The organism is Acidobacteriota bacterium (assembly GCA_016208495.1).
GTDB lineage: Bacteria > Acidobacteriota > Blastocatellia > Chloracidobacteriales > Chloracidobacteriaceae > JACQXX01.
Window position 1 is genome coordinate 1 of the sequence record JACQXX010000070.1, and the last position, 12,564, is coordinate 12,564.

The 12,564-nt window shown below is 51.2% G+C and carries 7 protein-coding genes; 5 read left to right on the top strand and 2 right to left on the bottom strand.

Annotated elements, in window-relative coordinates; all coding sequences use genetic code 11:
* Positions 1–220: 220 nt before the first annotated feature.
* Entirely contained in the window at positions 221–4,363 is a 4,143-nt protein-coding gene (locus HY774_12750; protein ID MBI4749353.1) for a carboxypeptidase regulatory-like domain-containing protein, read from the bottom strand.
* A 371-nt stretch (positions 4,364–4,734) separates the two neighbouring features.
* A complete protein-coding gene (locus HY774_12755; protein ID MBI4749354.1) occupies positions 4,735–6,270 on the bottom strand; it encodes a sugar transferase in 1,536 nt (511 codons plus the stop codon).
* 386 nt (positions 6,271–6,656) lie between these two features.
* Here HY774_12755 and HY774_12760 point away from each other — a divergent pair, with 386 nt between their 5' ends.
* The 5 genes from HY774_12760 (at position 6,657) to HY774_12780 (ending at position 12,471) form a co-directional block, all read left to right on the top strand.
* Positions 6,657–7,463, top strand: coding sequence for a metallophosphoesterase (locus tag HY774_12760; GenBank protein ID MBI4749355.1), 807 nt, complete (start codon positions 6,657–6,659; stop codon positions 7,461–7,463).
* 405 nt (positions 7,464–7,868) lie between these two features.
* A complete protein-coding gene (locus tag HY774_12765; protein MBI4749356.1) occupies positions 7,869–9,122 on the top strand; it encodes a VWA domain-containing protein in 1,254 nt (417 codons plus the stop codon).
* A 153-nt stretch (positions 9,123–9,275) separates the two neighbouring features.
* Positions 9,276–10,181 carry a hypothetical protein gene (locus tag HY774_12770; GenBank protein ID MBI4749357.1) on the top strand — a complete coding sequence of 302 codons (906 nt, stop codon included), beginning with the start codon at positions 9,276–9,278 and terminating at the stop codon, positions 10,179–10,181.
* Positions 10,182–10,483: 302 nt separating this feature from the next.
* The gene (locus tag HY774_12775) at positions 10,484–11,710 is read left to right on the top strand and encodes an ATP-grasp domain-containing protein (protein ID MBI4749358.1); all 1,227 of its coding nucleotides are present in this window, start codon (positions 10,484–10,486) and stop codon (positions 11,708–11,710) included.
* A 179-nt stretch (positions 11,711–11,889) separates the two neighbouring features.
* Entirely contained in the window at positions 11,890–12,471 is a 582-nt protein-coding gene (locus tag HY774_12780) for a phosphatidylglycerophosphatase A (GenBank protein ID MBI4749359.1), read from the top strand.
* The last annotated feature ends 93 nt before the right edge of the window (positions 12,472–12,564 follow it).

Below are 12,564 nucleotides of genomic sequence, written 5' to 3' on the forward strand. Positions count from 1 at the left end.
TCAGGGATTTCCAGTATCGTTTTTCCAGGCACAGATGACTTTGCTCCTTGGTTGGTAATTTTCTTTTTTCTCAAGTATCAAAGTTTTTGGTCTGTGCCAAGTCTTCTTTCTCTGTTCCAATCCCTTGTGGACCGATTTAGTTACAAGCTGGTTTTTCTCAAAAACGAACTCATTAAAATATCAGGATTTGGTCTACTGACTACTGACTACTGACTACTGACTAAAGTGTCTTCACTTCGCGAACGACTTGCCAGATGCTGTGGCTGCGCTTGATCCAGTACCGCATCAGGTCAATGCGATAGGCAAAATCCTCGTTGCCTTCCTTGATGAGGATTTCACTGCGGAACAATTCTTCGAGCGTGAGACGGATGGTGTTTTCCGAGAGCGTGACCGGATAGTCATTTCGGACAATGACTCGGGCAAGCCTGGCAGCCGTGGCAAATTGGGAATCATCTGAAATTACTTCAGCCAGTAGGGAAAGCACAAGCTTTTCATCGTCACTTAGACCTTCCCAGAAGTAAATCATTTGCGGAAGCGGGTTATCTACGATTTCTCCGATGATGTGTTTAAGGTCGGCCCGCACAATAAAGTGGCGTTTGTGTTCATTTAAGTAGTCAATCACGTTTTGGCAAATGACCTGGGTGTAGAACGGCTGGCCTGCCGTCAGGCGGTAAATCCGTTCCACCACGCCGCGTCCATACACCACCTGGTCGCGTACGGGTTCGGTTGTCAGACGGAATGTGTCACGCTGGCTGAGATATCCGACTTTGCGGAAGAGCGACCGGCGCAGCATTTCACGCCAGTAGCGTCGGTCCCGTTGTTCGATTTTCTTCGAACCAGTAAAAATGAACGAAAGTTGATCGTGGCTATCAATCAGACCAGCCAGAAAGGCAAAAATTTCGCGGTTGAGTTTTTTATTTTCGACTTTGGTTTCGAGCAACTCATATTCATCCACGAGCAAGATCAACCGGCGGTCGCCAATCATGCGCAACACTTCATTAATGAATTCCCGAAACAAATCAAAGGGATTGGTACCAACCTGGGTAAATGGATAGCGCTTGGAGTCATAGCGCGGCGTGCCGGACTGGGAATGAAATGGAAATTCGAGGGTGCTTTCCGGTCCCAGGTGCCGGTGAACTGATTCGGCAATCAGCCGGGCCATGCGTTGAAAGAATTCACCATCGCTTTCGATGATCATTTCCTGCATATCAATAAACACCGGCACAAACCGCACGCCCAGCCGCCCATTCTGAATTTGATACAAAATCGAACTTTTTCCGGTTCGTCGTTCGCCACAAAACACAATCACGAGTCCCTGAGCGGTGCCTTCCAGTTTTTTGCGGACGTAGTTGAAATCATCCTCGCGTCCAAAAAACATTTGCGGCTGGCGGATTGGATTCCCGACAATGTACGGGTTGGGCTCGATGGGGCGGAATGTCTTGAGATGCGGAGGCAGGAAATATTCACGCCGTTGGTGGCGTCGAATCAGGAAGATCCCGGTTCCACCACTGGCCAGCAGGGTGATGCCCACCGCCAGAAACCAGGGTTTGGTGTAAATCGGGCGATCAATGCGCACGGTTAACTGGGTGGGCGGGGCATTCCAGCCATAGAGATCCCGGTTTAAGGCGCGGACCTCAAAGGTATATTCACCTGGCGGTAAATCCATCACCGGTGACTCGGTTTTATTTGGCCGGTCGGCATCAATCAGCTTCCACTCATCATTTCCGTTTTTATCGCCAACCAGCCGATACAGATATGCCACATCACTCATCATGCTGATGCCGACATATTGAAATTTCAGCCGATGCTGGCCGGAACTGATATAGACCGGGGAGGGCTGGCTGATTTCAGCCCCATCCACTTCAAGTTTGATATCAATCGGCGGTGTCAGCCGATTGGGGACATGACGAGTTAATCCCTGGTCGGTGGCAAACCAGAGAATCCCCGCCGCATCCTGGGTAATGGTGCGAATTCGGGTGCCGGTGAGATCATAATCATCACGTTTATAGGTTTTGGTCAGTCCGGCAATCTGCGGGAGAAACTTGCGCAGGTTCCCATCTCCAAGCCCAACCCATAAATATCCATCCTGATCCAGAAACAAACATCGGACATCGGCCCCTTTGGTGGCACTGCTGATCGGTTCCAGGTCAAACCGGCTGCCATCATAACTTTCAACGCTATGTCCGGTGGCAAACCAGAATTGTCCTTTGGTGGGTTGTTCCAAAATCCAACGCACATCGAGGCTCTTCAAGCCCTGGTCGGTGCCGATGACGACCAGTTCAGCTTTGGTCGGGTCATACCGGTACGCGCCACGGTCAGTTGCCACCCACAACAACCCCGACGACGCCTGCATCAGAAATCGAACTTTTCCATCAATCCGGACTGGCTCGCCTTCCGGTTTGAGGGTGACAGGGTTGATTGGAATGACCGAATTGGTGGTGGCAACCCACACCAGTGGTCGTTTGGTGTCAATGACAATGTCCTGCAACTCAAGGTTGGGGAACAGCGTCGGCTCTGTTTTCAAGAGGCTGCTCCCGTCCCATCGAAACAAACCAGTGGAGGCCGCGATCCAAAGCGCGCCATCAGGCGCCACCAACAATCTGCGAACCATGACGTCAGGCGGCAACTGGTCAAGCTGGCGGAACTGGATTCCGTCAAATTCAGAAACCCCGCGTGAGGTGCCGACCCAGAGGTGTTTTCGGCTTGTATCGGGCGCAATTGCATAGACATCGCTGTCAGTTAAGCCGCGACTGGTGTCAAATCCAACAAAACTAAAGACATCGTGAAAAATGGCGCCTTCGTTGGTGCCAAACCATAAGCTTCCTTCCCGGTCAACGGCCAGGGTCAGAACCTGATCTGTCCCGAGCAATTCGGCTGCTTCCCGGCGGAGTGGGTCATACACGACAATGCCTTTTCCAGTTGGCACACACCACACATTTCCCAGCGCATCAACCGCACATCGGGTCAGTGGAACATTGACGGCGCCAGGCTCGGCTTTAAAGAGGATATCGCCAATCAAGGAATACAACCCGGTGGCCGTGGTCATCCACAGAGTTTGTGAGTTGTCTTCGCTCAGCCCAAAAATTTCACCAATCGGATTCCCCGATGGATTCTGGATCGAGACCAACGACCATTGCCCATTAAACCGAAACAAGCCCTGGTCAGTCGCTGCCAGTACCTGACCTCCGACTTTGGACTCAATCAATGCATTGACCCGTCCATCGGTGAGCCCCTGATCTTTTCCCCAGAGGGTGACTGCCTCATCCACCAACCGTGCCACGCCGCGTTTGGTGGCAAACCACATCACCCCTGAGCGATCCTGGAGTATCGAGGTGACTTCCAACGAAGATAAAATTGATTCTGGGAGTACTCGTTCGAGGGAGTGTTTGGCGGCTGGCTGGAGATAGATCCCTTCACTGGTGGCAAACCACAATCCGCCATTCCGATCCCGTAGGATCGCGTTGACCTGCAATGTGCCAATCAGGTGCCAGGGCACATCCGTGCGTTCGGAGGATTCATAATTCTGGCCATTGTACCGACACACACCGTGCGTGGTGCCAAACCAGATGCTTGAGTCCCGGTCCGGATACACGCAGAGCACCTGGTTAGCTGGGAGTTTCGGGACAGTAAAAGACCGGTTTTTTTGCTTATTTCCAAGCGGGATGGTTGATACCCGAGCCAGCACAACGGTTTGTTCGTTCGTCACGCCTGACGTAATGGAAATGCCATCCAGGTCACGCGTTTCATACCCGGTCACCGATACCCGCATTTCATAGAATCCATTGACCAGTCGTCCAAAAAAATACTCACCGTTTCCCACATCAAAGGCCCGTCGCGTGGTTTCGTCATTTGGACTGCGGATCGTAATCACGCCGCCGGCCAGGCGCTCGTTGGTTTTTTGGTCATAGAGGGTAATGCGCAATGAGGTGGGGAGCAGTTGCCGTGGAGGAAGGATGACGGTGGTTTCTTCGGGTTTGGGGAGCGCAATTGGTTGCTGGACAGGACGATAGCCGCCGGCGCGAATGAGCAGCGTGTAGTTGCCCGTGCGCGGCACCGTGATTGAGAACTTCCCATCGGCCTGCGACAGCGCCAGTTGCTTAAAATTTGCCGCGCCAGTCAGCGTGAGTTGTGCTCCACTAATCGGACGATTGAGTTCATCCGTCAAAATGCCCTGGACAGTAATGGTGCCAGGTTGCTGGAAGAAGACAAAGAAGTGGTTTTTTGCAAAGTTTGAATTACTGGAAATTGCTATCGCTCCGCTCCCCTCCAACACCAGTAAAGCCACGCCAATCAGAAACAAGCGAGTCGCGAGTCGCTTGTCGCGAGTAGTTCCTGAAGAAGGGGTGGAGAGATTACTGGCCATTCACGGTGAGGCTTTCGGGGATTAGAAATGCCAGTTAAGAGTTGAAGCAGTTTTTGGTTTTCAGCCCAGGAACTGGGTGTCGGCTCGTAGCCCAGGGTGAGTCTTCGAGCCCTGGGAATTCGGGTCATTCCCCACTTTTCCCTGCCCGGCCAGCCGCCGCCTACGGCGGCGGCTGGCCGGGTAGGGGTGAGGATGCGACGTTTTCCCAGGGTTAAAACCCTGGGCTAGCGTGCCTTCCGCCCAGTTCCTGGGCTCAAATCCGCTCTTTTTTCAACTCTTAACCAGCAGTAGAAGACGACTTTCAAGGACTTGAAAGGGCTTGAGTGGTTGTCTGGTCCGACTATTCGCTATTTCCTACTTCACTATTTTACTCAATACGCATTATCCCCACGCAGCACAACCGGGATGGTCAGGAGCAGGATTTTGAGTTCCAACCAGATTGACCAGTTTTCGATGTAATAGAGGTCAAGTTGCACCATCTGTTCGAAATTCAACCGGTTGCGGCCTGAAACCTGCCAGAGTCCGGTGATGCCGGGTTTGATGTTAAACCGGGAGCGGTGCCACTCTTCATATAGTTCGACTTCGTAAGGGATCGGCGGTCGTGGACCGACCAGGCTCATTTCACCAATCAGGACATTGAGCAGATTGGGTAATTCATCAACGCTATAGCGTCGGATCCATTCGCCAATATGAGTCAATCGGGGATCATTGGCAATTTTGCCGAAGATGGGCTGTTCGTCATCGCCTTGATTGGCGGATTGGGCGTTGGTGATGTTTTGGCGCATCACTTCGCGATGAATTGAATCATCGGCATCAACCCGCATTGATCGGAATTTGTACATCTGGAAGACACGGCCATCCATGCCGACACGCTCCTGTTTGTAGAGCGCAGGTCCTGGAGACTCGCGTTTAATCAGAAAGGCAATCACCGCCCAGAACGGGGCCAGGAGAATGATCCCGACACTGGCGCCAAGAATGTCAATGGTGCGTTTGAGGATTCGATTTGGACCAGCCAGGGGGTCTTCAAAAAGTTTGATCATCGGCAGCGAGCCAATTTGATCAATTTCCGTTTTGCGCGGCAGGCAGTTAAACAAGTTTGGCACCACCCGAAAGGTCAAATGGTGTTTGCGTCCCACGCGCATCATGGACTGGAAAATATCACGGGACGGAAGGGTTGAATCAGTAATCAAGATTTCCGTCACCCCAGATTGCTTGGCCAGCGCCGGTAAGTCATCAAATTGACCTAAAATCGGCACTCCCTGAACTTCACCCCTTTCTAATTCTTCCGGCGTTGAGCTGCGTGTGGCCAACGCACCGACAACATAGTACCCAAGCCGTGGTTCCTCGGAAATTTCAGCAATGCACACCTGCGAACTCTGACCCGTGCCCACCACCAGCGTTGGAATCAGGTTCAGTGACCGGCGGCGCAAGATATTCTGGAGGCTTCGCAGCAGGATCCGCACCAGAGCATAGCCTCCCAGTGCCAGGGCCCAGTCATAGACAAACACCAGCCGGGAGTAGGAAAACGTCTGAAAGGCAAACCCGCCGCGGAAGAAAAACACAATCACAATCACCAACAAGGAACTCATGGTGACAGCTTTGACCAGATGGGTGGCATCTTCAAAAAAGGCGTATTCGCCGCGCAGTTGATAGAGTCCGTAATAGCGCAAAGTCAAAATGCGCACCACTGGAATAAAGGCCAGCAGCGCAAAATATGGACGAAACCCCCAGGTGATATCTGTCGGCAACCAGGCACCAAGCGGGCGATAAAAAACTGCTTCATTGTGCCGCAGGTAAAATGCCACCAGAAACGAAGCCGTGGCCACGATCAAGTCACATAAAACCAGCGCCACCGTGGCCGTGCGCAGGACGTGGGCGTCGGATGGAACCACCCGCGGAAAAGGCAAAACCTGTGTCTGAGGAAGTGCGGAGGAAGACCCCGGACCTTTGGATGACATATGAAGAATAAAGAATTGAGAATGAAGAATGAAAAAGAGACGAAATAGTTATGATTCAGTGAAATACACTATCCATCGTTCATAATTCATGGTTCATTTTTGGTATTTGAGATGAGGACGTTGGAAAATATGTGCTGTCGCTTTGGAAATTCGTTTTCTGCCGTGAATGGTCGCGAGCATACCAAACTTGCGGGGAAGTTTCGAGTTTTTGGCGCCGTGTGTTAAGTTTTATTCTCATTGTCATCAGATCCAGTTGTATTTCATTCAGGTTTTGGGATTTCCCAAGTTTCAAGGAGAGCCAAACCCTGACCCCTGATCCCTGAACCCTAACTTGCATGCGTGTTTTTGCTCTCGGTGATCCACATCTTTCATTTGCCCGCCCGAAGCCAATGCACATCTTTGGTGAACACTGGAGAGACCATGCCCGCAAAATTGCCGATGCCTGGGCGGCGCTCGCCCTTCAACCCGGTGAAAATGGAGCGGCAGGTGCCGAAGACGATGTTTTCATTTTAGCTGGTGACCTTTCGTGGGCGTTGAAAGCCGAAGATGCGCAACCGGACCTCGACTGGATTGCCAACCTGCGGGGGCGAAAAATCATCATTCGAGGCAACCACGATTTCTGGTGGCATTCAATCAACAAAGTTCGGGTTGCGACAGGTCCCACCGTGGAGCCACTTCAGGCCAGTTGTTGTATTTTCAATCGAGTGGCTTTTGTTGGAACGCGCGGCTGGCAGTGTCCGGGAGCGGATTCCAGCCTTGATTTGATGGAACGAATTGAGCAATCCGGGCGTGAAGCAACTGACACATCCCGTGAACCCGCCCCACATCGGGGCTATACCGAACAAGATCTCAAAATTTACCAGCGAGAAGTTGGCCGATTGCGCATTGGATTAGAGCAGGCACGCCGGCGGGCCGCCGAATTTGACCGCCTGGTGGTGATTTTGCACTACCCGCCAATGAACAGCCAGCACGAGCCCAGCGGCTTTACTGAATTGCTGGATGAATACCAGGCCATCTGGTGCGTGTATGGCCATTTGCACGGCGATGCCATCGCCACTGCCTTCAACGGACAGCGCAACGCCACCAGGTATCAACTTGTCAGCGCCGACAGCATTCATTTCACCCCATTTCGGTTGTTTTAGTTGCTAGTCAGTAGTCAGTAATGCAAGTTAAGGGTTGAAGTGTTTTTTGGTTTTCATCCTGAAGGGATGGAGTAAAGTGAGCCGGTGGTCAGCGTCGCTTTGGACGCGCCACCACCGGATGCGGGTCATCTCCAATCCAAATTTCTCCCGCCCCACCGGCAACCGCCGTAGGCGGTTGCCGGTGGGGCGGGAGAAATTTGGGACGACCGTAAACCCAGGGTTTCGAAGACTCCACCCTGGGCTACGAGCCTACCACCCGCTTCGCAGGTTAAAACCAAAACCTCGTTGTATAGCTAAATAACTTAAATCAAACAAAATACACTTGACAGATACTTTAAACCCCAACGTTTGACTACTGACTATTGACTACTGACTACTGACTACTGACTACGAGGAGGTTTTTCCGTGACAGCATTTCAGCCCGGTCGCACCGTTTTCAAATATCGCATCCCCATCCAGTGGCGACGAATTGCCTTCGTAGTGCTGGTGGTCGGGATGTTGCTGGCCAATTACACCCTGGTTGGTCTTTCCACTTCATTGGCTCAGTCTGGCACGGGCCGACCTCAGTCAAACCAGAAGAAAAACCCGGACATTCCTGAAAAAGAGCCGGAACCGACTGTGAAGCAGGAAGAGCCGGAAAAAACCCCGTCACAGGGGACACTCCGCAGCAAAGGTCCCGGACGCCGTCCGCCGCTCAAACGTGACAAGCCCCAAACGGATACCGACGAACCCATCGTGATCGAAACCAATGTGGTGAACACGGAGGTGGTCGTCTATAACAAGAAAACCGGCGCCATCTATCAAAATCTCAAGAAAGAGAATTTCACTATTATTGAAGATGGCGTGAAGCAGGAAATTTCCAATTTCCGTCCGGTCGAAGCCCCAGTCACGATGGTGATGGTGCTCGAATACAGTCGGGTCATCTCCGGAATTCGAATTGAAGTCCTGCAAGCCGCTGGTGCGTTTTTGCAGTATTTTGTCAAACCAGAAGACTATATCTCGATTGTTGCCTATGACATCCGTCCAAAAGTCCTCAATGACTTTTCAAATAACCCATCTGAACTCATTGGGAGCGTCAACCTGCTGTGGCGCAATGTTCCAGCGTTTTCAGAAAGCAATCTCTTTGACACGCTGCGGTTTGTGATCAAGGGTGGGCAACTGGATGGTGAAGAATATGTCGGGCTTGAAGAAGTTCAGGGCCGAACCGCGATTCTGCTCGTCAGTCTCGGAATTGATACTTTCAGCAAGCTCAATTTTGACGAAGCCCGCCGGATGGTTGATCGGGCCGGGATTCCGGTCTATAGCATTGGTATCGGGAATTTGTTCTATAAAATGAATGATTTCCGGATGCCGCCCGAGCAAAATCTGACGTTCCTGCAGGCGTTTAACACACTCCGGACTTTTTCCGACTCCACTGGCGGCAAATATTTCCCGGTGACCTTTCAGGGGGAATTGCCAACCACGATGAAGTCCATCAGTGCCCTGATGCGCAACCAGTACAGCCTTGGGTATGAGCCGAGCAACACCCGGCGCGAAGGCAAACGCCGCAAAATTGAACTCCAGGTTGATGTCAACAACGATGGAAAACCTGACAACAAGGAACTTGAGCTGCAATACCGCAAAACCTACACCGAACCTGGCGGCAAGCCGGATAAATAGTCATCCCAGTTTGTAGTCAGTAGTCCGTAGTCAGTCGTTCACTAAGTTTATTTGATTGAACTAATTAACTGATTTCTAATACGAGGCTGCCGTACAAATTGGTATCACCTCAGAGAGTTCGCTTCTTTGCTCAGAAATGATTGGTCAAAAATTATGTTAATCCTCAAAAAGAATATCCTGTGGCTGCTGTTCTGGGTGATAGCAGCCAGTGTACCGACGCTGGCTCAGGAAACAGCCAAACCTGAGAAATCAGCCCAACCACAGGTGAAAGACGCCGCTCCAGCGGCACTTCTGCGCAAGGAATATACCCAGGAGAAACGGTTTGGGTTTTCATACGCCCGAGGCTTAAAGATATATATGCCGCCGGTGGGAAATATTTCGATTGAAGGCTGGTCAAAACGAGAGCTTACGATTCAGGCTAAAATTGTAGTTGAGGCCAAAACGGAAGCTGATTTGGAAACCCTGGCCCAAAACACCGGGTTTGCACTTTCAACTGATGCCATGACCTGGGTGCTGGCTTCAATTGGGCCACAGGCCAAAATGGATCGAAAACAAAAGAAAGAGTATGACAAACAGGTGCCTGGCCGGTTGCAAAAAATCCCCTATCGCATTGACTATGTGCTTCGAGTCCCAGATTTTACCGATCTCGAAATCGAACAGACACAGGGCGATCTTTCAATCGGGAATGTCTACGGAGGGTTAAATTTCAATATTCATACCGGGAAAGCGACATTGTATGGCCTGGGTGGAGTTGTCCTGGGGCGGATTGCCAATGGTGAGGCCCTGGTGGTCTGTGGCGGCTCAACCTGGCGGGGAAGCGGCTTAAACCTGCAACTTGGGATTGGCAATGTCGAGCTTCGTCTTCCGACCCCCTATGCGGCTGATTTAACCCTGGCCTCAACCCAGCCATTGAAAGTTGCCTACACCCTTCCGGTTGAAGAAGGCGAGGATTTGGACGCACCCATTGGAATTGCTCTTCATAAAAAGCTCAATGGCGGCGGACCATCCATGTTGCTCAGTACCAAACTTGGGCAAATTCAACTGGTTTCGACCAACTAAAGCGAATTAGCGAACTAGCGAAGTAGTGAAATAGTTCAGTATTGATTCTGAAAAAGACCTGTTGCCCAATAACCTCAATTTCTTCAACTGTTTCGGCATTTCTTTCCTCTGTTATTCACTGTTTTGCTATTCACTCTTTCGCTACTTCACTCTTTCGCTATTTTGTATGGCTGTCGCCTTTGCCTTGACTGAATCAGCAAAAAAAGCAATAAGGTGTGTTCTCCCCATCAGTTTTCAACTGACCTCTAACTACTGCGCTGTGTTTCCATACAACTCAAAATTTATCTGAAGAGAGGTAGACTGTGACCGAATCACAATCTCGTCAATTAAACGTCGTGTGTCTGGCAAGCTATTTTAAGGGTGCTGAATTTATCGAGGAATGCAAAAAACAAGGCTGCCGGGTTATTTTGGTGACAAAGGAAAAGTTGCTCCGCGAAGAATGGCCGCGTGAGAGCCTGGATGAAATTATTGCGGTTCCCAATGATGCCAGCCCGGAATTGTTTATTCACACTGTGAGCCAGGTTGCCCGTCGGATGAAACTGGATCGGATTGTGGCGCTTGAAGAGTTTGACGTGCTGACAGCCGCATTGATCCGCGAGCATTTGCGGATTCCAGGAATGGGCAGCACCACCGCCCGCCATTTCCGTGACAAACTGGCAATGCGGGTGCAGGCGCGAGATGCGGGCGTACCCGTGCCGGATTTTGTTCACGTGCTCAACTATGATGACCTGGCGGAATATATGCGGCGGGTGCCGCCTCCGTGGGTGATGAAACCCCGGTCAGATGTTTCCGCGATTGGCATCAAGAAAATGCACAACTCAGAACAGGTCTGGCGCACGATTGATATTCTGGACGCACGACCCGCCCTGACCGAACGCTCATCCTATTACCTGCTCGAAAAATATGTCGCCGGAGACGTCTATCACGTTGATTCACTGGTCGAAAACAGCCAGGTTGTGTTTGCCGGGACCAACCGCTATGGGCGTCCTCCGATGAATGTCGCGCACGACGGCGGTGTGTTTGTGACCTATACCCTGGAGCATGATTCTGATGACCGGAAAGCACTGCTTGAAGAAAACATCAATCTGATCAAAGGGTTAGGGTTGGTGCGTGGGGCAACCCATGCCGAATTCATCAAGAGCACTGAAGACGGCAAATTTTATTTTCTGGAAATTGCGGCTCGCGTCGGTGGTGCCTACATTGCCGAAACCCTCGAAGCCGCGACTGGTGTCAACATCTGGCGCGAATGGGCGACCATCGAGTTGAATCGAGGTGAAAAACCGTACACCTTAGTCCCCGAACGCGATGAATACGCCGGGATTGCACTATCACTTGCCAAACAGGAACATCCAGACACTTCAGCCTATACTGACCCGGAAATCATTTATCGAGTCAAGCGAAGCCACCACGTCGGTCTGATCGTGCATTCACCCAGCTATGACCGGGTGCAGGAGTTGCTTGGCCAGTATGTCAAACGGATCGAACACGACTTTTCTGCAATCCAGCCTGTCCCTGAACGGGCTGAATGACCACGTGATACCAGTTTGTAGTCAGTAGTCAGTAGTTCACTAAGTTTATTTGATTGAATTACTTGACTATTTTCTAATACGATCATTTCATTGCAAATTGGTATGACCATCGGACAAGCTGAACTCAAAGAAAGAAGGGCGCTGCTGGTTGCCGCGCCCTTTTGCTATCCTGAAAGACTATGAAATTACGAAAACAACTCACCGAAGACAAAAAGCTGCCGATCACTCCGCCGAGTGGTGTAGTTGATTATATTGCCTTAATTTGGGCGACTGGATTGTTGTCAGGGTATGCGCCGATTGCACCAGGGACGTTCGGCTCCGCCGTAGCCGTGATTGGCTATTATGGCGCCGCAAAACTGGGCTGGTTTTCGCCTTTTAGCACGGCTTCGGTCTTGCCGTTGATGCTGGTGTGTGTGGTGGTTTCTTACACCGGGATTTGGGCCAGTAATCGAGCGGAACACTTTTTCGGATACAAAGATCCGAACGAAGTCGTGGTTGACGAAGTCGCCGGCCAGCTTATTACCTACCTTTTTCTTTCCTTGACTCCAAATTTGGCCAAAGTTGCCTGGAGTTTCGAAGCCTGGACACTGGTTGGTTTTTTCGTATTTCGCGCCCTGGATATCCTCAAGCCCTATCCAGTCAGAGACTTAGAACGACTGGAAAGTGGGCTTGGCATTATGGGCGATGACATTCTGGCGGGGATCCAGGGTGCCGTACTGATGGCCATTGCCAGTTTTGTCGCCAGCTTGATGATTGGGTGATGAAATCAGGGTTCAGGGTTCAGGGTTCAGGGTTCAGGGTTCAGGGTTCAGGGTTCAGGGTTCAGGGTTCAGGGTTCAGGGTTCAGGGTCTTC